Origin of the sequence: Kosakonia oryziphila, assembly GCF_900094795.1 — a bacterium.
GTDB classification, from domain to species: Bacteria; Pseudomonadota; Gammaproteobacteria; order Enterobacterales; family Enterobacteriaceae; genus Kosakonia; species Kosakonia oryziphila.
The window spans coordinates 14,441-37,082 of the sequence record NZ_FMBC01000013.1; the positions used below are offsets into that span (position 1 = coordinate 14,441).

General features: G+C 54.4%; 23 protein-coding genes. 14 read left to right on the plus strand and 9 right to left on the minus strand.

Annotation, left to right across the window (positions count from 1 at the left end; all coding sequences use genetic code 11):
* The first annotated feature begins 1 nt into the window (after nucleotide 1).
* Genes arnD through arnF form a run of 4 tightly spaced genes read left to right on the plus strand, consistent with a single transcriptional unit; the run spans nucleotide 2 to nucleotide 3,277 of the window.
* Nucleotides 2-904 (plus strand): 4-deoxy-4-formamido-L-arabinose-phosphoundecaprenol deformylase, encoded by a 903-nt coding sequence (gene arnD, locus GA0061070_RS08075; RefSeq protein ID WP_090135164.1) that lies wholly within the window; start codon nucleotides 2-4, stop codon nucleotides 902-904.
* Nucleotides 901-2,559, plus strand: coding sequence for a lipid IV(A) 4-amino-4-deoxy-L-arabinosyltransferase (gene arnT, locus GA0061070_RS08080; RefSeq protein WP_090135165.1), 1,659 nt, complete (start codon nucleotides 901-903; stop codon nucleotides 2,557-2,559). Before arnD ends, arnT begins: the two co-directional genes overlap by 4 nt.
* Entirely contained in the window at nucleotides 2,556-2,894 is a 339-nt protein-coding gene (arnE, locus tag GA0061070_RS08085; RefSeq protein WP_090135166.1) for a 4-amino-4-deoxy-L-arabinose-phosphoundecaprenol flippase subunit ArnE, read from the plus strand. The genes arnT and arnE overlap by 4 nt, the downstream gene beginning before the upstream one ends.
* Nucleotides 2,891-3,277, plus strand: coding sequence for a 4-amino-4-deoxy-L-arabinose-phosphoundecaprenol flippase subunit ArnF (arnF, locus tag GA0061070_RS08090; protein WP_090135167.1), 387 nt, complete (start codon nucleotides 2,891-2,893; stop codon nucleotides 3,275-3,277). The genes arnE and arnF overlap by 4 nt, the downstream gene beginning before the upstream one ends.
* 3 nt (nucleotides 3,278-3,280) lie before the next feature.
* On the opposite strand, the gene GA0061070_RS08095 is transcribed toward arnF, so the two are convergent.
* Nucleotides 3,281-4,330, minus strand: a complete 1,050-nt coding sequence (locus tag GA0061070_RS08095; RefSeq protein WP_090135168.1) for an AI-2E family transporter — start codon at nucleotides 4,328-4,330, stop codon at nucleotides 3,281-3,283.
* 146 nt (nucleotides 4,331-4,476) lie between these two features.
* On the opposite strand from GA0061070_RS08095, the gene GA0061070_RS08100 reads away from it, so the two are divergent.
* Nucleotides 4,477-5,673, plus strand: coding sequence for an MFS transporter (locus GA0061070_RS08100; RefSeq protein ID WP_090135169.1), 1,197 nt, complete (start codon nucleotides 4,477-4,479; stop codon nucleotides 5,671-5,673).
* A 94-nt stretch (nucleotides 5,674-5,767) separates the two neighbouring features.
* Here GA0061070_RS08100 and GA0061070_RS08105 read toward each other — a convergent pair whose 3' ends face one another.
* Both GA0061070_RS08105 and GA0061070_RS08110 read right to left on the minus strand, forming a co-directional pair.
* Nucleotides 5,768-6,325: a DcrB family lipoprotein gene (locus tag GA0061070_RS08105; RefSeq protein WP_090135170.1), complete on the minus strand. Its 558-nt coding sequence runs from the start codon at nucleotides 6,323-6,325 to the stop codon at nucleotides 5,768-5,770.
* 72 nt (nucleotides 6,326-6,397) lie between these two features.
* Nucleotides 6,398-7,063 carry a 7-cyano-7-deazaguanine/7-aminomethyl-7-deazaguanine transporter gene (locus GA0061070_RS08110; RefSeq protein ID WP_090135171.1) on the minus strand — a complete coding sequence of 222 codons (666 nt, stop codon included), beginning with the start codon at nucleotides 7,061-7,063 and terminating at the stop codon, nucleotides 6,398-6,400.
* 188 nt (nucleotides 7,064-7,251) lie between these two features.
* Here GA0061070_RS08110 and tusA point away from each other — a divergent pair, with 188 nt between their 5' ends.
* Nucleotides 7,252-7,497 (plus strand): sulfurtransferase TusA, encoded by a 246-nt coding sequence (tusA, locus tag GA0061070_RS08115; protein ID WP_090135254.1) that lies wholly within the window; start codon nucleotides 7,252-7,254, stop codon nucleotides 7,495-7,497.
* Here the strand turns inward: tusA and zntA are convergent.
* Both zntA and GA0061070_RS08125 read right to left on the minus strand, forming a co-directional pair.
* The gene (gene zntA, locus GA0061070_RS08120) at nucleotides 7,494-9,713 is read right to left on the minus strand and encodes a Zn(II)/Cd(II)/Pb(II) translocating P-type ATPase ZntA (protein WP_090135172.1); all 2,220 of its coding nucleotides are present in this window, start codon (nucleotides 9,711-9,713) and stop codon (nucleotides 7,494-7,496) included. The genes tusA and zntA overlap by 4 nt on opposite strands.
* Before the next feature lie 75 nt (nucleotides 9,714-9,788).
* Nucleotides 9,789-10,415, minus strand: a complete 627-nt coding sequence (locus GA0061070_RS08125) for a lysoplasmalogenase (RefSeq protein WP_090135173.1) — start codon at nucleotides 10,413-10,415, stop codon at nucleotides 9,789-9,791.
* A 129-nt stretch (nucleotides 10,416-10,544) separates the two neighbouring features.
* On the opposite strand from GA0061070_RS08125, the gene GA0061070_RS08130 reads away from it, so the two are divergent.
* Nucleotides 10,545-10,904 (plus strand): DUF2500 domain-containing protein, encoded by a 360-nt coding sequence (locus tag GA0061070_RS08130; RefSeq protein WP_090135174.1) that lies wholly within the window; start codon nucleotides 10,545-10,547, stop codon nucleotides 10,902-10,904.
* 24 nt (nucleotides 10,905-10,928) lie between these two features.
* On the opposite strand, the gene GA0061070_RS08135 is transcribed toward GA0061070_RS08130, so the two are convergent.
* Complete coding sequence (locus tag GA0061070_RS08135; protein ID WP_244153063.1) at nucleotides 10,929-11,198, minus strand: DUF1145 family protein; 270 nt, start codon at nucleotides 11,196-11,198, stop codon at nucleotides 10,929-10,931.
* Nucleotides 11,188-11,793: a 16S rRNA (guanine(966)-N(2))-methyltransferase gene (gene rsmD, locus GA0061070_RS08140; protein WP_090135255.1), complete on the minus strand. Its 606-nt coding sequence runs from the start codon at nucleotides 11,791-11,793 to the stop codon at nucleotides 11,188-11,190. Before rsmD ends, GA0061070_RS08135 begins: the two co-directional genes overlap by 11 nt.
* 189 nt (nucleotides 11,794-11,982) lie before the next feature.
* Here rsmD and ftsY point away from each other — a divergent pair, with 189 nt between their 5' ends.
* From ftsY to rpoH, 4 genes are all read left to right on the plus strand, one after another.
* Entirely contained in the window at nucleotides 11,983-13,365 is a 1,383-nt protein-coding gene (gene ftsY, locus GA0061070_RS08145) for a signal recognition particle-docking protein FtsY (protein WP_090135176.1), read from the plus strand.
* Between the two features lie 2 nt (nucleotides 13,366-13,367).
* Entirely contained in the window at nucleotides 13,368-14,036 is a 669-nt protein-coding gene (ftsE, locus tag GA0061070_RS08150; RefSeq protein WP_090135177.1) for a cell division ATP-binding protein FtsE, read from the plus strand.
* Nucleotides 14,029-15,087: a permease-like cell division protein FtsX gene (ftsX, locus tag GA0061070_RS08155; RefSeq protein WP_090135178.1), complete on the plus strand. Its 1,059-nt coding sequence runs from the start codon at nucleotides 14,029-14,031 to the stop codon at nucleotides 15,085-15,087. Before ftsE ends, ftsX begins: the two co-directional genes overlap by 8 nt.
* Before the next feature lie 270 nt (nucleotides 15,088-15,357).
* Nucleotides 15,358-16,215: an RNA polymerase sigma factor RpoH gene (gene rpoH, locus GA0061070_RS08160; RefSeq protein WP_074776007.1), complete on the plus strand. Its 858-nt coding sequence runs from the start codon at nucleotides 15,358-15,360 to the stop codon at nucleotides 16,213-16,215.
* 116 nt (nucleotides 16,216-16,331) lie between these two features.
* Here the strand turns inward: rpoH and pdxR are convergent, their stop codons facing one another.
* Nucleotides 16,332-17,825 carry a MocR-like pyridoxine biosynthesis transcription factor PdxR gene (pdxR, locus tag GA0061070_RS08165; protein ID WP_090135179.1) on the minus strand — a complete coding sequence of 498 codons (1,494 nt, stop codon included), beginning with the start codon at nucleotides 17,823-17,825 and terminating at the stop codon, nucleotides 16,332-16,334.
* Nucleotides 17,826-17,928: 103 nt separating this feature from the next.
* Between pdxR and GA0061070_RS08170 the strand changes: the two genes are divergently transcribed.
* Together GA0061070_RS08170 and GA0061070_RS08175 are read left to right on the plus strand one after the other, a co-directional pair.
* A complete protein-coding gene (locus tag GA0061070_RS08170) occupies nucleotides 17,929-19,194 on the plus strand; it encodes a 4-aminobutyrate--2-oxoglutarate transaminase (protein ID WP_090135180.1) in 1,266 nt (421 codons plus the stop codon).
* A 241-nt stretch (nucleotides 19,195-19,435) separates the two neighbouring features.
* Complete coding sequence (locus GA0061070_RS08175; protein ID WP_167353554.1) at nucleotides 19,436-20,539, plus strand: branched-chain amino acid ABC transporter substrate-binding protein; 1,104 nt, start codon at nucleotides 19,436-19,438, stop codon at nucleotides 20,537-20,539.
* Nucleotides 20,540-20,686: 147 nt separating this feature from the next.
* On the opposite strand, the gene panM is transcribed toward GA0061070_RS08175, so the two are convergent.
* Nucleotides 20,687-21,070: an aspartate 1-decarboxylase autocleavage activator PanM gene (gene panM, locus GA0061070_RS08180; protein ID WP_090135182.1), complete on the minus strand. Its 384-nt coding sequence runs from the start codon at nucleotides 21,068-21,070 to the stop codon at nucleotides 20,687-20,689.
* Nucleotides 21,071-21,497: 427 nt separating this feature from the next.
* Here panM and livK point away from each other — a divergent pair, with 427 nt between their 5' ends.
* Entirely contained in the window at nucleotides 21,498-22,607 is a 1,110-nt protein-coding gene (gene livK / locus GA0061070_RS08185) for a high-affinity branched-chain amino acid ABC transporter substrate-binding protein LivK (RefSeq protein WP_090135183.1), read from the plus strand.
* Nucleotides 22,608-22,642: the final 35 nt, after the last annotated feature.

A 22,642-nucleotide genomic window follows, 5' to 3' on the forward strand; every position in this document is an offset into this window, starting at 1 on the left:
CATGAAATATGTCGGCTTACGCATTGATGTCGATACCTTTCGCGGCACACGTGATGGCGTACCGCGTCTGCTGGAGCTGTTAAAAAAGCACCATATTCAGGCGAGCTTTTTCTTTAGCGTCGGGCCGGACAACATGGGGCGCCATATCTGGCGCCTGCTTAAGCCGAAGTTTCTGTGGAAGATGCTGCGTTCGCGCGCGGCATCGCTCTACGGCTGGGATATTCTGCTGGCCGGAACAGCCTGGCCGGGGCGGTTAATTGGTGAAGGGAATGCGGAGATTATTCGCCAGACCGCGCAGGGCCACGAAGTCGGACTGCACGCCTGGGATCACCACGCCTGGCAGCGCTGGAGCGGTGTATGGGATCAAAAGCGTTTAGAAGCGGAGATCGAACGCGGCCTGTTGGCGCTGGAAGTGATTATCGGTCGTTCGGTGACCTGTTCTGCCGTCGCGGGCTGGCGCGCAGATCAGCGGGTAGTAAAAGCGAAGTCTGCGTTCGACTTCCGTTATAACAGCGATTGTCGCGGTACTCAGCCGTTTCGCCCGCAACTGACGGATAGCACCTGTGCTGTTCCGCAGATCCCGGTGACGTTGCCGACCTGGGATGAAGTAGTCGGCACTACGGTGAGTGCCACAGAATACAATCGCTATATTCTCGACTGTATCCATCATGACAACGGTACGCCGGTTTATACCATTCATGCTGAAGTAGAAGGGATCATCGGCGCGGATGGATTTGATGAATTACTGACAATGGCGGCCCGCGAGCAAATCGTCTTTTGCCCGTTGAGTCAGCTATTGCCGAATGATGTTGCCACGTTGCCGGTGGGCAAAGTCGTGCGCGGAGAAGTGGCTGGCCGGGAAGGCTGGCTGGGTTGCCAACAACTATTGAGTTCTGGGTCATGAAATCCCGTTATTTTACGCTGGCGCTGTTCGCGCTATTTGTCCTCTACTATCTCGTTCCTGTTGAGTATCGTTTGCTCTGGCAGCCCGATGAAACCCGCTATGCGGAAATCAGCCGGGAGATGCTGCGCAGCGGCGACTGGGTGGTGCCGCATTTCCTCGGCCTGCGCTATTTCGAAAAACCGATTGCTGGCTACTGGATCAACAATATTGGTCAGTGGCTGTTTGGTCACAATAACTTCGCGGTTCGTTTCGGCTCCATCTTTTCGATCTCGTTGTCGGCGCTGCTGGTAAGCGGGCTGGCGTGGAAGATGTGGCGCGACAAACGGATTGCGGTGCTCTCCGGTGTGATATTCCTGACGGCATTTTTGGTTTACGGCATCGGTACGTATGCGGTGCTCGACCCGATGATCACGCTGTGGATGACGCTGGCGATGCTCAGCTTCTGGCTCGCGTCACAAGCCACCACGCTGCGTGGTAAGTTTGGCGGCTATGTGCTGCTGGGCATTGCCTGCGGCATGGGGGTGATGACCAAAGGGTTCCTTGCGCTGGCAGTGCCGGTGATCGGCGTGCTGCCGTGGGTGATTGTGCAGAAACGCTGGAAAGAGGTACTGCTCTGGGGCTGGCTGGCGGTGATCTGCTGTGTTGTGACTGTGCTGCCCTGGGGGCTGGCGATTGCTGCCCGTGAGCCAGATTTCTGGCGCTACTTTTTCTGGGTTGAGCATATTCAGCGTTTTGCCCAGCAGGACGCGCAGCACAAAGCGCCGTTCTGGTATTACATCCCGTTCCTGATTGCCGGTTCGCTGCCATGGCTCGCGCTGTTGCCTGGCGCGCTGAAAATGGGCTGGCTGGCGCGTAAAGAGGGGTTGCGCGAAGCCTTCTATCTGTTGGGTTGGGTGGTGATGCCGCTGATTTTCTTCAGCATCGCGAAAGGGAAATTGCCGACCTATATTCTGCCGTGTTTCGGACCACTGGCTATCTTGATGGCGCGCTATGCGGTGACGGCGGCCAAAGAGCATGGCCGGGTGCTGCGCGTTAATGCCTGGATCAACATTGCTTTTGGTTTGATCGTCACGGTTGCCGCGCTGGTGGTATCGTCGTGGGGCTTCTTGAAGCATCCGGTATGGGCGCCGATCGAAGCGTATAAAGCAGCGCTGGCAGCATTTGCCTTTTTCTGCTGGGCGCTGGTCGGGCTGTTTACGTTGCGCGTCAGTCATAAGCGTTGGTCTTATGCCGCGCTGTGTCCGCTGGGGATTGCACTGCTGGTAGGCATTGTTGTCCCGGACAAAGTAATGGACTCTAAACAGCCGCAATTTTTAATTAACTTCGTCAATGAATCGCTTACCCCTAGCCGCTATGTGCTGACCGATAATGTAGGGGTCGCAGCCGGTCTGGCGTGGGAGCTGAAGCGCGAAGATATTATTCTCTTCGATACGCAGGGTGAGCTTACCTACGGAATGGGGTACCCTGACGGACAGGGCCGCTTTGTCAGTGAGGATGGTTTTACCGACTGGCTGGCACAACACCGTCAGCAAGGGGTGATATCGCTGATATTGCACCAATCTAAACCGGATGATTTTACCCGTTTGCCGATCCCGAAACCTGATAATGTCTACGTGCAGGGGCGTATGGTCTTCATTCAGTACTATCCTCAATGACCAGTTGGCTCTGGCTCCTCGTCGCCAGCCTGTTGAGTTGCATCGGGCAACTGTGCCAGAAACAGGCGACACGGCCCGCGCCCTCGGGGCATCGCGGCATCCATCTCGGCCTGTGGCTGGGGCTGGCGCTGGCATCACTGGGTGCCGGTATGGCGCTATGGCTGCTGGTGCTTCAGCGTATTCCGGTCGGCGTGGCGTATCCGATGCTAAGCCTCAATTTTGTCTGGGTTACGCTGGCCGCGCGGTTTATTTGGCATGAACGAGTTACCGTGCGCCATGCGGTGGGTGTTGTGCTGATCATTGCCGGTATTGTTCTGCTGGGGAGTACGCGATGAGGGGCATGGTATGGGCGCTTGCGAGCGTGCTGCTGGTCAGCGTCGCGCAGTTGTTGCTACGTTATGCGATGATTTCACTGCCGCCGGTGAGCCTCTCGTGGGAGTTTGTGTCGGTACTGCTACAGCCGCAGAAAGGAACATTGGCGCTGATTGCCGGGCTTTTCGGCTACCTGGCATCGATGGGATGTTGGTATTTTGCACTGCACCGTTTGCCGCTGAGCAAAGCTTATGCCCTGCTCAGCGTGAGTTACATTCTGGTGTGGGTCGCCGCCATCTGGTTGCCCGGCTGGCATGAACCCTTCTCTCTGCGCGGTGGGCTTGGCGTGCTGCTGATTGTCGCCGGTGTGCTGGTTATTTTTCTGCCTGGGCGGTCAGGAAAATAATATTTACCCGGGCAGACGGCTTTTCGGTCTGCCTGGACCCAGTAAAATTGCCAGCTTGCTGCCACCGGTGGTGGTTTCCATCCAGATCTTACAGACACTGGTCAGCGGTACTGACAAGAGCATACCGATCGGGCCGAGCAGCCATCCCCAAATCAACAATGACAGGAAGACCACCAGCGTTGACATCCCGAGGCGGTGGCCCATCATGCGCGGTTCAAGAATATTGCCAATCACCATATGCACCGCCAGGAACAGCGCACCAGTCAGCAAGCATTCGTAAGCGCCATTGAACAGTAGCGCCTGAATCATCGGTGGGATAGCGGAGAGCACCGAGCCGATATTGGGTACATAGTTAAGCAGAAAAGCCAGCACGCCCCACATTAACGCGAACTGAATATCCAGCAACACCAGCCCCAACCAGACGATCAGGCCAGTCCATACGCTGAGCAGCGTTTTTAGCGCCAGATAGTGAGAGACGCCTTTTAACGCGCGGTGCAGCCCGGCAATATGCACCTGCGGATTAGTAAGGGCAAAACGCATTTTGTAGGGAACGTGGCGTATTTCAAATAGCATAAACACCACGGTCATCACCAGCAGCACAATGCTGGCCATCGCATTCGATAGCTGTGTTGCCATGGATGTTGCGAAAGTCATTACCCGCTCGGAGTCCATGCGTTGCAGTATGCGCTCTGGTGACATATGCAGTTGGAGGAACGGTATGGCATCCTGCAACTGGAGAAACTTGCGCGTGAATTCGCGATTGTATTTCGGCAGCAAGGTCATAAAGTCATTCACTGATGCAGCAAGCACCGCGAACAGCGCGCTGAGGAAAATCAGCATCACCAGCACCACAATCGCAATGGCGAGTGGCCGTTTCAGTCCGCGGCGAATAAACCAGCTCACCAGTGGGTTAAGGACGATAGCGAAAAAGAGCGCCAGCAACAGTTGCACTATAATGTCGGCGGCGGCGTGGATCCCGGCGAGGATCACCACCAGTGCTGCCAGTTTTAACAGAATATGAAGACCTGCCTGGTCCGGCTGAGGTTGTGTCATTCGGCATTCCTTTTGTTATCACGCCCGTTAAGTGTAGTGCCCCGTAACATCTTCGCCCGACAGAGATATTCTTAAAGTGGGTGCTGATTTCTGCGCCCTGACGTGATAATAGTGAAACACTGTTGTGAATCTCTGGGGCAAACTTCATGCCTGAAAATGCCGCCGAACCGGCGCTTAGCGGATTGCGCCTCAATCTGCGGATTTTGTCCGTCGTTATTTTTAACTTTGCCAGTTATCTCACCATTGGACTGCCGCTGGCGGTGTTGCCTGGCTATGTCCATGATGTGATGGGTTATAGCGCCTTCTGGGCTGGGTTAGTGATCAGCTTGCAATATTTCGCCACGCTGCTCAGCAGACCGCATGCCGGGCGCTATGCCGATTTATTGGGACCGAAGAAGGTCGTTATCTTTGGTCTGTGTGGCGCCTTTCTTAGCGGTCTCAGTTATTTGCTGGCGGCAATGGGCGGCAGCCTTGGCATATTAAGCCTGCTGTTGCTGTGCCTCGGGCGTGTGATTTTGGGTATTGGCCAGAGCTTTGCCGGAACCGGCGCGACGCTGTGGGGCGTGGGCGTTGTCGGTTCCATTCATATTGGCCGCGTGATCTCGTGGAATGGAATTGCCACCTACGGCGCAATGGCACTGGGTGCGCCGCTCGGCGTACTCTGTTACCGCTACGGCGGGTTACAGGGCCTGTCATTAACCATTATGGGTATTGCGTTGCTGGCGATTGTGCTGGCATTACCGCGGGCGAGGGTGAAAGCCAGCAAAGGCAAACCACTGCCGTTTCGCGCAGTGCTGGGACGCGTCTGGCCGTACGGCATGGCGCTGGCGCTGGGTTCGGCGGGGTTTGGCGTGATAGCTACCTTCATCACGCTCTATTACGCGGCCAAAGGCTGGGATGGCGCGGCATTTGCGCTGACGCTGTTTAGCTGTGCGTTTGTTGGCGCACGTTTGCTATTCCCGAACGGCATCAACCGTTTTGGCGGCCTGAATGTATCGATGATTTGTTTTGTGGTCGAAACGCTCGGCCTGGTACTGGTAGGGCTGGCGGTAGATCCATGGATGGCAAAACTCGGTGTGTTTCTTGCCGGCGCAGGTTTTTCGTTGGTGTTCCCGGCGCTGGGCGTCGTAGCTGTAAAAGTGGTACCGCAGAATAACCAGGGTTCTGCGCTGGCGACTTATACGGTGTTTATGGATTTATCTCTGGGCATTACCGGCCCGCTGGCAGGGTTACTGATGGCATGGACGGGCGTGTCATCGATTTATCTGGCGGCGGCAGGGTTGGTGGCAATCGCCTTGCTGCTAGCCTGGCGATTAAAACAAAAACCGGTGTTGGTGGGATGATTGTCCGGTAGCGCTCAGTTTATCGAGTCGACAATGTCATCCGCCAATAAAAAAGGGAATCCGCAGATCCCCTTTTTTACCATTCACATCGGGATTATTTCACCACGATGGTATTGATGATGTTTTCTGCGGCAGTTTGCGCCTGCTGCTGGTTATCCGCCGGCAGCGTGACCTGCAAGGTCAGCAGTTTATTATCGACTTTGCCCAGCACCACGGAAGACCAGGCCGTCTGACCTTTGGCCGAGATAATGCTGTCGAGTTGTTGCAGCGTCTGGCCTTTGATCTCAATTGCTTTATTGGTCACAACCTGCAACTGCGGGTCGCGGCCACGCTGTTGATCTTCCAGTCGTTTCGCCAGTGCCGCTAAATCTTCCTGCGTGTTGTCACCAACAATGACGATCACCGCTTTCTGGCCGGTGGCGTCGGAGTAAACGTGCATATTATTAGACTGGGTGCCCAGCTTGCCGCTCTGATCGGTCATATCCGCCGGCAGCGAGAAGCTGAGCTTGCCATCAAGCAGCGTTATTGGCTGGCCTGTTGCATTGCTTTCGGCTGAAGCGGCCTGAACCGGCTTCTTGCTGTCGCTGTTATCACAGCCAGCCAGACCGACGACCAGCAGGCTAATACCGACATATTTAACCAGATTGCGCATTGAATTCTTCCTTTCAATAAACAGCCATAACGGCTCATCAATCCATCTTATCACATCTGCTCGGCGGTACTCTTAACTGGCCTGCAACGCGTTAATTTCAGATTTGTCTGTCAGCCTTTTCAGTAACATATTCAACAACACACCGTACATCGGCAGGAAGAAAGCGATACTGATAAGCACTTTAAAACTGTAATCCACCAGCGCGATTTCCGTCCAGTGTTGCGCCATAAATGCATCCGGACTGCGCCAGAAAGCAATAAAAAAGAACGCAACGGTGTCGCTGGCATTACCGAAGACGGTGGAAGCCGCAGGCGCAAGCCACCAGCGGCGATTCTGACGCAGACGGTTAAATACATGCACGTCGAGAATTTGCCCCAACGCATAGGCCATAAAGCTGGCGCTGGCGATACGGGCCACAAACAAGTTGAAATGCGCCAGCGCGCCAAAACCTTGCCAGCTTCCCATATAGAACAGCGAAGAGATCACGTAAGAGGCCAGTAGTGCAGGCACCATCACGGCGAAAATTATGCGTCTTGCCAGTGGCGCGCCAAAAATGCGCACGGTTAAATCTGTTGCAAGGAAAATAAACGGGAAACTGAATGCGCCCCAGGTGGTCTGGAAACCAAAAATGGCGACTGGTAGCTGCACCAGATAGTTACTGGAGATAATCACCAGCAGATGAAAGAGCGAAAGCCAGACCAGCGCTTTCATGCGCTGCGAGGATGAAAATTGCGTCATATTGTAACCTTTTTGGTAAATGGGGTGAGGGAACCCAGTACTTTTTTGTACTCTGTCATGCAGAGCCGCCGCATGATACTGCAACCATTGCTGGATGCAATGGTTAATTTTAACGCAATCGTTAACCTTGCTTGCGTCACAAAAAAGGCAGCGTAAACTAATGCGGTTTTTCCCCTTGCGAGATGAAAATGACCGATTTCTTTTTCACTGCTGACCATACGCTGGATGCGCAGGGTTTACGCTGCCCGGAGCCGGTAATGATGGTGCGCAAAACCGTGCGCAATATGCAGGTTGGCGAAACATTGTTGATTATCGCCGACGATCCGGCTACCACCCGCGATATTCCCGGCTTTTGTCGTTTTATGGAACATGAGCTGGTCGCCGGGCAAACCGAATCACTGCCGTATCGGTACGTGGTGCGTAAAAGCCACTAATCTTTGCTGCGTAACAGGCGCAACGCATTAGCTGTCACCAGTACCGTTGCGCCGGTATCCGCCAGCACCGCCAGCCACAGCCCGGTCATTCCCAGCAGCGTCGTCAGCAGAAAGATGGCTTTCAAACCCAGCGCCATAGCAATGTTCTGGCGAATAGTGCTTTGTGTTGCCCGTGCCAGGCGGATCATCTGCCCAATGCCGATCAGGCGGTTATGCGTTAATGCCGCGTCCGCCGTTTCCAGCGCGACATCGGTGCCGCTGCCCATTGCAATCCCGATAGTTGAGGCTTTCATGGCGGGCGCATCGTTGATGCCATCGCCAACCATCGCCAGCGGTAAGCGCTGATTAAGTGTCTGTACCGCCAGCACTTTATCTTCCGGCAACAGCCCGGCGCGGAAATCCAGTCCCAGCTCCCCGGCGATCGCCGCCGCCGCGCGTGGGTTATCTCCGGTCAGGATCACACCCTGAACGCCCAGTTTATCCAGCGCGGTGACCGCTTCTTTGGCGTCATCGCGCAGCGTATCCTGCAACGCCAGCGTGCCAATTGTTTCGCCATCACGCTCAACCACAATGACGGTCTGGCCGAGGCTCTCCTGCTGATGAATGTGTGTTAACAGCGTGCTACCTGGCATTCCTTGCGGCAGTTTATCCGGTGCGCTGATGCGAATATATTGCCCGTCAATCTGTGCTTCAATCCCTTTCCCGGCCAGCGTTCTCTGTGCTTGCGCCGTCGGAATCGGCAACTGGCGGCGCAGTGCTTCCTGTACTACAGCCTGCGCCAGTGGGTGCGTAGAACCCTGTTCAACGGCGGCACTGAGCGCCAGCAGTTCCGCTTCGTCGATCCCCGCCAGCGGCGTGACCGCGACAATCTGCGGTTTGCCAATGGTCAGCGTGCCGGTTTTATCAAATGCCACCTGGCGGATGCGACCAAGTTGCTCCAGCGCCGCGCCACCTTTGATTAACGCGCCACGCCGTGCGGCTACTGCCAGCCCTGAAGTAATCGCGGCTGGCGTAGAGATCACCAGCGCGCACGGGCACCCAATCAACAGCAACGCCAGCCCTTTGTAGATCCACGGTAACCACGGCGCAGCAAATAACAGCGGCGGTGCAACCGCAACCAGCAGCGCTACTGCCATAATCGTTGGTGTATAGATGCGGCTAAAGCGATCGATAAAGCGCTCAATTGGCGCGCGACGCTCTTCGGCCTCTTCGATCAGCTTGAGGATACGGTCGATGGCGTTCTCGCCGGGCTTCGATACCACTTCCAGCGTCACCAGCCGATCAACGCTAGTAGCACCAGCCGGTACCGATTCGCCGTGAGTGCGCTCCACCGGCACCGATTCGCCGGTCAAGGCACTTTCATCAAAACTGGCAAATGCCGACACCAGCTTGCCGTCGGCGGGTAAACGCCCACCTGCCGGGACTTCAATGATATCGCCCGGCTGTAACTCGCTGGCAGCGACCGTCTGGCGTTCACCATTACGCAGCCGGATGGCCGTATCCGGTTTAAGCGCCATCAGCGCGCTGACACCACGGCGTGCGCGGCTGGCGGCCCAGCCTTCAAGGCGTTCGCCAATCAGAAATAACAGCAATACCATCGCCGCTTCTGCTGTTGCGCCAATAAACAGTGCTCCTATCGCCGCCACGCTCATCAGTGTTTCGATCGCAAACCAGCTACCGCTTTTGATTAAGCGCAGCGCCTGGCGGGCAATTGGCCACAGGCCGACTAACGTGGTGGCGATAAAGGCAGCTTGACTCAGAGTATGGCTAAACTGCTCCAGCACCCAACTGAGCGCCATCATCACCATCAGGGCTATCAACGGCAGGTTTTCCCGCAGCCGCGAAGCTGCGGGCTCGGGCGTACTGTTCTCGCTGCGCAACTGGTAGCCAGCCTGCTGAACTGCCTGCTCGACGCGTTCGCGCACATTGCTGTTGGCCACAACGATCAATTTTTCTGTACTAAAGGTCACCTGAACCTGAGTAATGCCTTCAACCTGGCGGACGGCATTTTCTACTTTACGAGCGCAGGCGGCGCAGTCCATACCAGAAACCAGCCAGCTATAGCGTTCTCCTTCCGCACTCAGAGTCGGTTGAGCCTTGCTTTCGCAGGCACCATCAGCGCAGCAGGGTTGCACTTTCTCCGGCAACGGGTGCAGTTTTATCGCCGCAAACTGTGGGGCTTTCTTCGTGTCGGTGGGCGAGGTGGGGGTCGGCATAGTATCCTCCGGGTAATGATAATTTTCTCATTAACCGGAGGATACACTCTGGAGTCGACTCCAGAGTCAAGCCTTTTAAATATACAGCGAACGGACGATCAGAAAATGTCCGGCGAAGTAGCAGGCCGAAGCGATGGCGTTATCGGCACGGAAGCGTTTACGGTAGTGGCTACCCAGCCAGACGATGTTGCCGAGTAGCAGCAACGCCGCACCGATAAACGCCGACAGCGCGGGGCTGGTAGGGCGGAAGAACCACAGCTCGCCCGCCAACCAGACCATCACCAGCGTCATGGCGATAAAAGCACATACGGCCATACGTAGCTCTTCGAGACGCGTCCAGATCACCGCCAACAGCAACGCGCCAATAACCAGCAGCACTGCTGGCAACGGCCAAAAAAAGGAGAGTGTCATCTGGCCGGCGAAGTAGATGGTGTAAAGCAGATGGGCGAGGAAAAAAGCGCCAATGGCGTAGAGCATTTTTTGCCGCGGCAGCAAGGTTAGCGCGTCGCCAATCAGTGAGGCGCAGAGGCCAGCCAGCACCAGATAACTGATGGCGTCTAACATCGGCGCTTGCCAGGCCAGCAAAAGCAGGAGCAGTAGGGTTACGGGTTTGAAAACCCAGCGTTGCCAGGTCGGGCCGCGATAAGATGCATCGACATAGAGCCAGCCAGACAAGCAGACAGCAATAAATGACCACAGCATAATTAAGTCCCTGTATCTGTTATTTTTGCGTAAATCTCTCCTGTTCAGTGTAGTGGCGGAAAAAGGAGGATGACAATGCTATTTCACTCACGATAAGCTCAATTTCGCTTTTTCTGACAGGGCGCTGCCATGAGTAAACCACCGCTTTTTTTCATTCTTGTCATTGGGTTGATCGTCGTGCTCGCTTCTTTTCGCTATGTTCAACAGCGGCGGGAAAAGGCGGCAAACGATGCGGCGCCGTTACAGCAAAAAAACGTAGTAGTGAGCAATAAGCGGGAAAAACCCCTTAACGATCGCCGGTCGCGCCAGCAAGAGGTGATCCCGGCGGGCAGTGCCATGCGTTATGAAGTGAGTTTCAAACCGCAAAACGGCGGGTTGGAGATGATGTTCCGTGTTGATGAGCAGCAATATCATATGCTGACAGTCGGCGATAAAGGCGTGCTGAGCTATAAAGGCTCGCGTTTTGTTGGCTTTGAACAAGCCCGGTAAGCGCGATGCTCCCGGGCTATAACATTACTTCTTCGCTTTTAGTTTTTTCAGCCAAATCAACAGCTCAAACACGCCGAACAGAAAAATACGGATCTGTTCAGCTTTGCTCATTTGCGGGCCATCTTTCGGCAGTGCGGTTTTCAGCATCGTTGCCTGTAAGGCATGCATGAAAACGGTAAAGACCAGGGCGACGTTGACGAAAATATTCAACGGACGCGGAAACGGTTGGATCAGATTCCAGAGCAGAAAGGCCCAGATGCAAAGCATCAGCAAGCGTCCCAGATTAATCAGCAGCGGCATGTTTTTCTCCTTGTGGTGCTTCGCGGTGATATAAACGATACGCCACCTGGCCCGCGACTTTCTCCCGGTACAGGTGCCAGTGTGTCGGCACTGGCGGTAAGCCATTTTCGACTTCACTTTCGATATAAATTAATGCGTCATCGGCGAGCCAGCCGTTGTTTTCCAGCAGTTGCACGGTCTCTTCCAGCATCCCCTTACGAAACGGCGGGTCGATAAAGGCAATGGTGTGCGGCGTGCCCTGGCCTGCTAAATAGGACAGTGTATTGGTATTCACCACTTTGGCGTTGATGGCTTTCAGCATCGCCAGATTTTGCTGCAATTGCTGCGCGACGCTACGCTCCATTTCCACCAGGATCGCACTGGCGGCGTAGCGCGAGAGCGCTTCCAGCCCTAATGCGCCACTTCCGGCAAAGCAATCAAGACAGTGCGCATCAACCAGCGATGGCGCCAGCCAATTGAATAAGGTTTCCCGCACGCGATCGGTGGTCGGACGCAGGCCGGGGCTATCCGGGACCGGTAATTTACGGCCCCGCCACTGCCCGCCAATAATGCGTATCTGGCCGCTGGCGGCACGGTTAGGTTTCTTCATGGTTTTCGCTTTGCTCATCATTTCGACCTGCTATTCTAGCGGTCTGACGAAGGACGTTAAACCCTAATCCGCAGGCCGTGATGCGAGTTGAGGAAAGTGTTAGACTATCCGACTAATTAACAAATGTTTTCAGTCCCTGTTATGTAAGACGGGCTGCGCCATGAATCAACAGCGGGAGTGTAGTCGCCAATGGCAAATGAGAAGAAACGTGGCTTTTTTTCCTGGCTCGGCTTTGGGCAGAAAGAACAGGCCGAAGGGTCGCAAACCGAACAACAGCCGGTAACTGAGCAGCCGGTCGACGAGACACTGGCGAGCGAACCTGCCACCGACCACGAAAAATTTGCCGAAGAGGTCATTGAGGTCAGCGAACAACTGGCCCACGAAGAGACGCAGCCGGAACCCGTCGTCGAAGAGCAGGCGCTTCAGGTTGAACACGAAGAACTGCCGTTGCCGGAAGAGGTCGCAGAGCAAGAGATCGGTGCGGAAGAGTGGCAGACTGAAGCAGAACCGCTGGTTGAAGAAGCCGCAGAGGACGATGGGTCACTGAGCGATGAAGAGCTGGATGCGCAGGCGCTGGCCGCTGAAGCTGCGGAAGAGGCAGTGATGGTTGTGCCACCAGAGGACGCGGCGCAGGAGCAGGAGAAACCGACAAAAGAGGGTTTCTTCGCGCGTCTGAAACGCAGTTTGCTGAAAACAAAAGAAAATCTGGGTTCCGGATTTATCAGTCTGTTTCGCGGTAAAAAAATCGATGATGATCTGTTTGAAGAACTGGAAGAGCAGTTGCTGATTGCAGATGTTGGCGTTGAAACCACGCGCAGAATCATCACCAATCTGACGGAAGGCGCAAGCCGTAAGCAGCTTCGCGATGCAGAAGCACTTTATGGTTTGCTGAAAGAGGAAATGAGCGACATCCTCGCGAAAGTTGATGAGCCGCTGAATATTGAAGGCAAAACGCCGTTTGTTATTTTGATGGTTGGCGTTAATGGCGTGGGTAAAACTACCACCATCGGTAAGCTGGCGCGTCAGTTTGAGCAGCAGGGCAAATCGGTGATGCTGGCGGCGGGCGACACCTTCCGCGCGGCAGCGGTTGAGCAGTTGCAGGTTTGGGGCCAGCGCAACAATATCCCGGTGATTGCTCAGCATACCGGCGCAGACTCTGCTTCGGTCATTTTTGATGCTATTCAGGCGGCGAAAGCGCGCAATATTGATGTGCTGATTGCCGATACCGCCGGGCGTTTGCAGAACAAATCGCATTTGATGGAAGAGTTGAAGAAAATTGTCCGCGTCATGAAAAAGCTGGACGAGGACGCTCCTCATGAAGTGATGCTGACGATTGATGCCAGCACCGGGCAAAATGCGATAAGCCAGGCCAAACTGTTCCACGAAGCTGTTGGTCTTACCGGTATCACACTGACCAAACTCGACGGCACCGCCAAAGGCGGCGTGATTTTCTCGGTGGCGGATCAGTTCGGCATTCCGATCCGCTACATTGGTGTCGGCGAACGTATCGAAGATCTGCGTCCGTTTAATGCGGGCGATTTTATTGAGGCGCTTTTTGCCCGAGAGGATTAACAATGATTCGCTTTGAACAAGTCAGCAAAGCCTATCTCGGTGGGAGACAAGCGTTGCAGGGGGTCACATTCCATCTGCAACCAGGCGAGATGGCCTTTCTGACCGGGCACTCCGGCGCGGGGAAAAGTACCCTGCTGAAGCTTATCTGCGGGATTGAGCGGCCAAGCACCGGGAAAATCCTGTTCAGCGGCCACGACATTAGCCGTCTGAAGAACCGTGAAGTCCCGTTTTTACGTCGTCAGATCGGCATGATTTTTCAGGATCACCATTTGCTGATGGATCGCACGGTGTATGACAACGTGGCGATTCCGCTGATTATCGCTGGCGCGAGCGGTGATGACATTCGTCGTCGTGTGTCGGCGGCGCTGGATAAGGTCGGGCTGCTCGATAAAGCGAAAAGCTTCCCGATTCAGCTTTCCGGCGGTGAACAGCAGCGTGTCGGCATTGCCCGCGCGGTAGTGAATAAACCGGCAGTGCTGCTGGCAGATGAACCGACCGGTAACCTGGACGACGCATTGTCGGAAGGGATTTTACGTCTGTTTGAAGAGTTTAACCGTGTTGGGGTTACGGTACTGATGGCGACCCACGATCTGGGGCTTATTTCCCGGCGTTCGTACCGCATGCTAACCCTGAGCGATGGCCATTTGCATGGAGGCGCGGCGGGTGAATAAGCGCGACGCATTAAATCATATCCGGCAGTTTGGCAGCCGGCTTGACCGTTTCCGTAAATCCGCTACTGGTGTCGGCGATGGTAATCGCAACGCCCCACGCCGTGGTAAAGCGACAAACAAACCGCCATCACGTAAAACCAATGTGTTTAACGAGCAGGTTCGTTACGCATGGCACGGCGCGTTGCAGGATCTGAAAAGCAAACCGTTGGCTACGTTCCTGACGGTGATGGTGATTGCCATCTCTCTGACGTTGCCGAGCGTTTGCTATATGGTCTACAAAAACGTCAATCAGGCGGCGTCGCAGTACTATCCGTCGCCGCAGATCACCGTCTATTTCGACAAAGCACTGGATGATAACGCTGCACAGCAGGTGGTGGGCCAGCTCCAGTCCGAACAGGGCGTGGAGAAGGTGAACTACCTTTCCCGCGAGGATGCGCTCGGTGAATTCCGCAACTGGTCCGGGTTTGGCGGCGCGCTGGACATGCTGGAAGAAAACCCGCTGCCCGCCGTGGCGGTTGTGGTTCCTAAACTGGATTTTCAGAGCACGGATTCGCTGAAGACTCTGCGCGATCGTATCTCTCATATCCATGGCATTGATGAAGTGCGTATGGACGATAGCTGGTTTGCACGTCTGGCGTCGCTGACTGGGCTGGTCGGACGCGTGTCGGCGATGATCGGCGTACTGATGGTTGCGGCTGTCTTCCTGGTTATCGGCAACAGCGTGCGGCTGAGTATTTTTGCCCGCCGCGATACCATCAACGTGCAGAAACTGATCGGCGCAACGGACGGTTTTATTCTGCGTCCGTTCCTGTATGGTGGCGCGCTGCTCGGGTTCTCAGGCGCGTTCTTATCGCTGATCCTGTCGGAGATTATGGTATTGCGGCTCTCTTCAGCCGTTACCGAAGTGGCGAAAGTGTTCGGCACTCAGTTCGAGCTAAGTGGCTTGTCTTTTGACGAATGCTTATTGCTGCTGCTGGTCTGTTCGATGATCGGTTGGATAGCTGCCTGGCTGGCAACGGTGCAACATTTACGTCACTTTACTCCCGATTAAAAAAAGTCTGGTATACTCTTTCCCTGCAATGAAGTATTCCCGTAGCAGGGAAAGCGTATCGCCCCTTTCTGATGTTTTCCTTGCACCGGCTTTTTCATCCTGATGTCACAATTTGTGCGTAATTTATTCACAGGGCGACATGGAACTTGTGGATAAAATCACTGTCTGATACAAATGTGAATGTTAATCTCGTTGCTCATAATTGCTGGCATGTTTGTTGCTTGATGGGGACAGACCGCCGCCAGTGGAAAGTAAATTGAGAGGATTTGAATGACCAAAGAAATGCAAACTTTAGCTTTAGCCCCTGTTGGTAACCTGGAGTCTTACGTCCGGGCCGCTAACGCATGGCCGATGTTGACGGCTGATGAAGAACGGGCGCTGGCTGAAAAGCTGCATTACCAGGGCGATCTGGAAGCAGCGAAAAAGCTGATTCTGTCTCACCTGCGCTTTGTTGTTCATATTGCTCGTAATTACTCGGGCTATGGTCTGCCGCAGGCGGATCTTATCCAGGAAGGTAATATCGGCCTGATGAAAGCTGTGCGTCGCTTCAACCCGGAAGTGGGAGTACGACTGGTTTCCTTCGCCGTGCACTGGATCAAAGCTGAGATCCACGAGTATGTGCTGCGCAACTGGCGTATCGTGAAGGTGGCAACCACCAAAGCACAACGCAAACTGTTCTTTAATCTGCGTAAAGCAAAACAGCGTCTGGGCTGGTTTAACCAGGACGAAGTCGAAATGGTGGCTCGTGAACTGGGCGTGACCAGCAAAGACGTGCGTGAAATGGAATCGCGTATGGCGGCGCAGGACATGACGTTTGATATGTCCCCGGACGATGACGCTCACGACAGCCAGCCGATGGCTCCCGTGCTCTATTTACAGGATAAATCGTCGAACTTTGCCGATGGCATTGAAGACGACAACTGGGAAGAGCAGGCCGCCAACAAGCTGACTGATGCAATGAAAGGGCTGGACGAACGCAGCCAGCAGATCATCCGCGCCCGCTGGCTGGACGAAGAGAACAAGTCCACGCTGCAGGAGCTGGCTGACCGTTACGGCGTTTCCGCCGAGCGTGTACGACAGCTTGAAAAGAACGCGATGAAAAAACTGCGCGCTGCTATCGAAGCGTAAGCATATACCGTGAAGAAGCCGGGTCGGCGCAAGCCTCGCCCGGCTTTTTGTTATCTACAGAAAACCCCTGCTGGGTTGGGGGCTCGCAAAGCTTTCGGCTTTAAGCCCGTTATTTTTTAACGCGCTGCATTTTTGCTTCCCGGCGCTTCGCGTATCAGCGCCGCAAGCTCGGCAAACACCGGTTCCATCTCTTCTTCTTCCATCGCCGCAAATCCCATCAACAGGCCGCGCGCTGGCCTGTTGCCGCTGTAATAACGCGACAGCGGCCGCACCAGAATGCCACGGACGTTAGCCATTTGCGCCAGTACGACATCATCGCAGGAAGCAGGCAAAGACAGCACAAGATGCAGCCCTGCATTATCGTTAAACTCGCTAAGCGCCTCTTTGCCAAGATAATCGGTGATAAGCTGCGCCAGCCGCGCGCGACGACGGGCGTACAGCAACCGCATCCGGCGAATATGCGCCGTGTAATGTCCCTCGCGAATGAATTGTGCCAGTGTTTCCTGATCCAGCAAACGCCCGCCGCGATAGAGTTCGGCATGCGCGGTTTTTAGCGCCTGCATCAACGGGCGCGGCAACACCAGGTAACCGAGCCGCAACCCAGGGTAGAGCGTTTTACTGAATGTGCCGGTGTAAATCACTGGCGCATCGTCCACCAGCCCCTGCAAGGCGGGAATAGGCTGACCCGAGAAGCGGAATTCGCTGTCATAATCATCCTCAATAATCCAGCTCCCGGTTTGCCGTGCCAGTGCTAATAGCCGCTGTCGGCGCTCCAGGCTCATTACGCAGCCCAGCGGATACTGGTGTGAAGGGGTAACGAAAATCAGTTTCGGCGGTGCATCGCCTGGCTCCGGCGGGTTCATCCCGGATCTGTCGACTTCTATGGCCTGCAAGTTAACGCCATTCACCGCCAACACATTACGAATTCCCCAGTAGGCAGGCTCCTCAATCCATGCCAGATCGCCAGGATTGCACAGCATGCGCGAGACCAGATCAATGGCCTGATGAATGCCTTCCGTAATCAGGATCTGCTCCGCGCTACAGCGAACCGAGCGTGTTACCCGCAAATACTCCACCAGTGCCTGCTGTAGCGCGCTGCCGCCGCCAGCATTGCTATAAGAAAGCTGTATTGCCTGCGGTTTTCGACTTACGCGAGACTGTATTTTTCGCAACAGCGCATGTGGGAAAGCGTTGATATCCGGGACGCCAGGCAGAAACGCGCCCCACTGACGCGCGCTGGCATTGCTGTGGCTCAGCAGATGCTGGCCGCGGGCGGAAAGCTGTGAAGGCAGGCTGGCACTGAGTTTTTCCCCCGCAGTCAGGGGCGCGGCCAGCAGACTGTCCGGGACAGTGCCTGCCACAAAGGTGCCGCTGCCGGTACGGGAAACAACATACCCTTCGGCCAGTAGCTGCTCATATACCGTCAGCACTGTATTGCGCGACATATTCAGTTGTGTGGCTAAATCGCGGCTCGGCGGCAGGCGGCTTTGTGTTGGCAGACTACCGTCGAGTATCGACAGGCGAATCGCGTTATATAATTTCTTATGCAGCTTGCCTTCGTGCTGCTCGTCCAGACGCAGTTGCAGCAAGTCAGAGACGAGCGAGCGCAATTGGATCCCTCAATTATTAAAAACTGGTACTCGATTATAGAACCACTTATGTCATGTTTTCACAACAGACGCAGCAACAACGAACACAGACGAGGGTCATCAGGTGAAGAATAACGAACTACATCAGCGCCGTTTACAGGCGACGCCGCGCGGTATTGGAGTGATGTGTGGGTTTTATGCGGAAAAAGCAGAAAACGCCACATTATGGGATGTTGAAGGCAACGAGGTCATCGACTTTGCCGCCGGGATTGCGGTGCTCAACACCGGGCATCGTCACCCGAAAGTGATGGCCGCAGTAGAAAAGCAGTTGCAGGCATTTACGCACACCGCTTACCAAATTGTTCCTTACGAAAGCTATGTCTCGCTGGCGGAGCGTATTAATGAGCGCGTGCCAGTTGATGGCCCGGCGAAAACAGCGTTTTTCTCAACCGGCGCGGAAGCGGTGGAGAATGCGGTGAAAATTGCCCGCGCTTACACCAAACGTCCTGGCGTGATTACCTTCGGCGGTGGTTTTCATGGCCGTACGTTTATGACTATGGCGCTGACCGGAAAAGTCGCACCGTACAAAATCGGGTTTGGTCCGTTCCCCGGTTCGATTTACCACGCGCAGTATCCGAATGCGCTGCACGGCGTCAGCACTGACGATGCGCTGAAAAGTCTTGAACGCATCTTTAAAGCGGATATCGCGCCGGACCAGGTTGCGGCCATTCTGCTGGAGCCGGTCCAGGGCGAAGGTGGTTTTAACGTGGCACCAGCAGATTTTATGAACGCGCTGCGCAAATTGTGCGACAACCACGGCATTCTGTTGATTGTTGATGAAGTGCAGAGCGGCTTTGCCCGTACCGGCAAATTGTTCGCGAGCGAGTATTACGATGTTAAACCGGATCTGATCACGATGGCGAAAAGCCTGGCGGGCGGGTTGCCGCTGTCGGCAGTGGCTGGTCGCGCAGAGGTGATGGATGCACCTGCCCCTGGCGGGCTGGGCGGCACTTACGCCGGTAACCCGTTGGCGGTGGCCGCAGCACACGCGGTGCTGGATGTGATCGATGAAGAAAACCTGTGTGAGCGTGCTAACCATCTGGGCAAACATCTGGTGGAAGTGCTGACGCAGGCAAAAGCGCAGTGCCCGTATATTGCAGATGTCCGCGCGCAGGGCTCGATGGTAGCAGCGGAATTTAACGATCCCAGTACTGGCGCGCCATCGCCTGAATTTACCAAACAGGTGCAGGACAAGGCACTGGCGGCAGGCGTTCTGCTGCTGAGCTGCGGTGTCTACGGCAATGTGATCCGTTTCCTCTATCCGTTAACCATTCCGGAAGTTCAGTTCCGCAAAGCGCTGGACATTATCCACCAGTCGCTGACCCGCTAATGATTCAGCCGCCTTACGGGCGGCTTTTTCACCGCGTGTCATCACTCTGTCGCATAACCTTCAAAATTGTTATTCCATATTCCGAAAAATGGGGTATGTTTTAGCAGAGTATGCTGCTAAGGCACCGGCAGAATGGTTAATAACTACTATCATATTCTTTGCTTATGATGGTAAGTAAAATAATGTGCCACATAACAACATCACAACAAATGCAATAACCATAACAATGGGGAAACTCAGGATGAAAATGAAGGGCAAAGCGTTACTGGCAGGATGTATTGCGTTAGCAATGAGCAACGTGGCATTCGCCAAAGATATTAAAGTTGCCGTTGTCGGTGCGATGTCCGGTCCGGTTGCGCAGTACGGCGACCAGGAATTTACCGGCGCTGAGCAGGCTATCGCAGACATCAACGCGAAGGGCGGCATCAAAGGCGATAAACTGGTAGCGGTAAAATATGACGATGCGTGTGACCCGAAACAAGCGGTTGCTGTAGCCAACAAAGTGGTTAACGACGGCATCAAATATGTTATCGGTCACCTGTGCTCCTCTTCTACTCAGCCTGCGTCGGATATCTATGAAGACGAAGGTATTCTGATGATCACGCCTGCGGCGACAGCGCCTGAGCTGACTGCTCGCGGTTACAAACTGACGCTGCGTACAACTGGCCTCGATTCCGATCAGGGCCCGACCGCTGCGAAATACATTCTGGATAAAGTGAAACCGCAACGCATCGCGGTCATCCACGACAAACAGCAGTACGGTGAAGGTCTGGCACGTGCTGTGCAGGAAGGCCTGAAAAAAGGCGGCGCCAACGTAGTGTTCTTTGACGGTATCACCGCCGGTGAGAAAGATTTCTCCACGCTGGTGGCGCGCCTGAAGAAAGAGAACATCGATTTCGTTTACTACGGCGGCTATCACCCGGAAATGGGACAGATCCTGCGTCAATCACGCGCGGCTGGCCTGAAAACCCAGTTTATGGGGCCGGAAGGCGTAGCGAACGTCTCTTTGTCTAACATCGCGGGCGATTCAGCGGAAGGTATGCTGGTGACTAAGCCGAAGAACTATGATCAGGTTCCGGCGAACAAACCGATTGTTGATGCTATCAAAGCGAAGAAACAGGATCCGAGCGGCGCATTTGTGTGGACCACCTACGCAGCCGTGCAATCTCTGGCGGCAGGTCTGAACCAGGCTGCGGAACCTGACGCGATTGCCACTTACCTGAAAGGACACACTGTTGACACCGTGATGGGGCCACTGTCATGGGATCAGAAGGGTGATCTGAAAGGCTTTGAGTTTGGTGTGTTTACCTGGCACGCGAATGGTACGGCGACTGACGCTAAGTAATTTTCTGAACTGACCGTCGCCTTTCGCGCCGCAGGTGCGTTGGCTGCATTCACTCACCCCGGCCACTTACTTCAGTAAGCTTCCGGGGATGAGAGAACAATGTCGTTCTTTAGTTATGCCGGGTAAGCAAATGCTATCCGGCATTTTTTATCGTTTTTCCCAGCCATTTTCCTGCGCGGTAAAGCCCAGCGTCTGAGCGAACGCCGCCATCACATTGCGATCTTCGACACCAATATCGGTAATCCACCAACTGGTGATGCTGGGGTTATCACGAATCACTTCTTCAACGAGGTACTGCCCGACGCCACGCCGGCGGGTGATATCGCGTACGCGCAGCGAATCCAGCGCGCCTTCGGTGCCGAGCAGGGTTACACGCACGGCGGCCAGCAGGCGATCGTTAAAGCGGGCCGCATAAATGCGGTGGTCATCATCTACTTCAAGGGAAGCAGGGGAGTATTCCGGCCAGACTTTCGCTAAATCAATATGATCCTGCTCGGTAAAGGTTACCAGTCGGATGATAGTCAATTTCATGTACAACTTGTCCAAAACGCAAAAGAGAGGGTGAGTGTAATCAATTTTATCGGTCGGGGAGTGGTGGTTTTTTATTTTTCATTTGGTAGGGGAATAATTTTACCGCAGACGCTTAGCCAGTGTGAAACATTAGAGATTGAAAAACAGGTAGCATTTTAACCTGATTGGTAGTGATTTATTCCGCTTTATGTACCATTATTTTATGCTGGCAATGGGACTTTTTTTGTTTATCTCCGATTAAATACAGAATATTATCTGTGCTTAATCGCCTGAAAAATAGAGGATTTAGTCTGGTTTTTGCCAAAAAACTGCGCTAAACCATTAAAGGCGCTGGTAAAAATAGCGTTGTGCATTAAAAGTACAGAATGCTTTTTAACCATAAAAAAACAAAATTATTACACGACATCACGAATGGGGATTTTCAACAATGAGAAGGAACGCGAAGACATTAATCGCGGGAATGGTTGCACTTGCGATGTCTCACGCGGCCGTGGCGAAGGGTATTAAAGTGGCGGTTGTTGGGGCGATGTCCGGTCCTGTTGCCCAGTGGGGCGACATGGAGTTTAACGGCGCGCGCCAGGCTATCCACGATATCAATGCCAAAGGCGGAATCAAAGGCGACAAACTGGTTGCTGTTGAATACGACGACGCCTGTGACCCGAAACAAGCTGTTGCCGTAGCGAACAAAATCGTTAACGACGGTGTGAAATATGTAATTGGCCATCTCTGCTCATCCTCCACGCAGCCTGCATCTGATATCTACGAAGACGAAGGTATTCTGATGATCACGCCAGGCGCGACGAATCCGGAACTGACTTTGCGCGGCTATCAGCACATTATGCGCACCGCCGGGCTGGACTCTTCACAGGGTCCGACCGCCGCGAAATATATTCTGAATTCCGTTAAACCGCAGCGTATCGCCATCATTCACGATAAACAGCAGTACGGCGAAGGTCTTGCGCGTTCCGTGCAGGAAGGGCTGAAAGCCGGCGGCGCTAACATTATCTTCTTTGATGGCATCACCGCCGGGGAGAAAGATTTCTCCGCGCTTATCGCCCGTCTGCAAAAAGAAAATATCGATTTTGTCTACTACGGTGGTTATTACCCGGAGATGGGACAAATGCTGCGTCAGGCGCGCGCCAGCGGACTGAAAACCCAGTTTATGGGGCCGGAAGGCGTGGGTAACGCTTCTCTGTCTAACATCGCGGGCAATGCGGCGGAAGGTATGTTGGTGACCATGCCGAAGCGCTATGACCAGGATCCGGCGAACCAGAGCATCGTCGATGCCCTGAAAGCGCAGAAGAAAGATGCGAGTGGGCCATATGTGTGGATCACTTACGCCGCAGTGCAATCGCTGGCGACCGCGCTGGAGCGTACCGGCAGCGACGACCCGCTGACGCTTATCAAAGACTTAAAAGCCAACGGGGCTAAAACCGTGATTGGGCCGCTGAACTGGGATGAAAAAGGCGATCTGAAAGGATTTGAGTTTGGCGTCTTCCAATGGCACGCCGATGGTTCGTCCTCTGTGGCGAAATAACTGTCATCCCGCTTCCCGGGCGCAATGCTCGGGAA

Bases quoted from the DNA above. Each gene is read 5' to 3' on its own strand.
- arnD (WP_090135164.1), top strand. From the start codon at position 2: ATGAAATATGTCGGCTTACGCATTGATGTCGATACCTTTCGCGGCACA.
- arnT (WP_090135165.1), top strand. From the start codon at position 901: ATGAAATCCCGTTATTTTACGCTGGCGCTGTTCGCGCTATTTGTCCTC.
- arnE (WP_090135166.1), top strand. From the start codon at position 2,556: ATGACCAGTTGGCTCTGGCTCCTCGTCGCCAGCCTGTTGAGTTGCATC.
- arnF (WP_090135167.1), top strand. From the start codon at position 2,891: ATGAGGGGCATGGTATGGGCGCTTGCGAGCGTGCTGCTGGTCAGCGTC.
- GA0061070_RS08095 (WP_090135168.1), bottom strand. From the start codon at position 4,330: ATGACACAACCTCAGCCGGACCAGGCAGGTCTTCATATTCTGTTAAAA.
- GA0061070_RS08100 (WP_090135169.1), top strand. From the start codon at position 4,477: ATGCCTGAAAATGCCGCCGAACCGGCGCTTAGCGGATTGCGCCTCAAT.
- GA0061070_RS08105 (WP_090135170.1), bottom strand. From the start codon at position 6,325: ATGCGCAATCTGGTTAAATATGTCGGTATTAGCCTGCTGGTCGTCGGT.
- GA0061070_RS08110 (WP_090135171.1), bottom strand. From the start codon at position 7,063: ATGACGCAATTTTCATCCTCGCAGCGCATGAAAGCGCTGGTCTGGCTT.
- tusA (WP_090135254.1), top strand. From the start codon at position 7,252: ATGACCGATTTCTTTTTCACTGCTGACCATACGCTGGATGCGCAGGGT.
- zntA (WP_090135172.1), bottom strand. From the start codon at position 9,713: ATGCCGACCCCCACCTCGCCCACCGACACGAAGAAAGCCCCACAGTTT.
- GA0061070_RS08125 (WP_090135173.1), bottom strand. From the start codon at position 10,415: ATGCTGTGGTCATTTATTGCTGTCTGCTTGTCTGGCTGGCTCTATGTC.
- GA0061070_RS08130 (WP_090135174.1), top strand. From the start codon at position 10,545: ATGAGTAAACCACCGCTTTTTTTCATTCTTGTCATTGGGTTGATCGTC.
- rsmD (WP_090135255.1), bottom strand. From the start codon at position 11,793: ATGAAGAAACCTAACCGTGCCGCCAGCGGCCAGATACGCATTATTGGC.
- ftsY (WP_090135176.1), top strand. From the start codon at position 11,983: ATGGCAAATGAGAAGAAACGTGGCTTTTTTTCCTGGCTCGGCTTTGGG.
- ftsE (WP_090135177.1), top strand. From the start codon at position 13,368: ATGATTCGCTTTGAACAAGTCAGCAAAGCCTATCTCGGTGGGAGACAA.
- rpoH (WP_074776007.1), top strand. From the start codon at position 15,358: ATGACCAAAGAAATGCAAACTTTAGCTTTAGCCCCTGTTGGTAACCTG.
- GA0061070_RS08175 (WP_167353554.1), top strand. From the start codon at position 19,436: ATGAAAATGAAGGGCAAAGCGTTACTGGCAGGATGTATTGCGTTAGCA.
- panM (WP_090135182.1), bottom strand. From the start codon at position 21,070: ATGAAATTGACTATCATCCGACTGGTAACCTTTACCGAGCAGGATCAT.
- livK (WP_090135183.1), top strand. From the start codon at position 21,498: ATGAGAAGGAACGCGAAGACATTAATCGCGGGAATGGTTGCACTTGCG.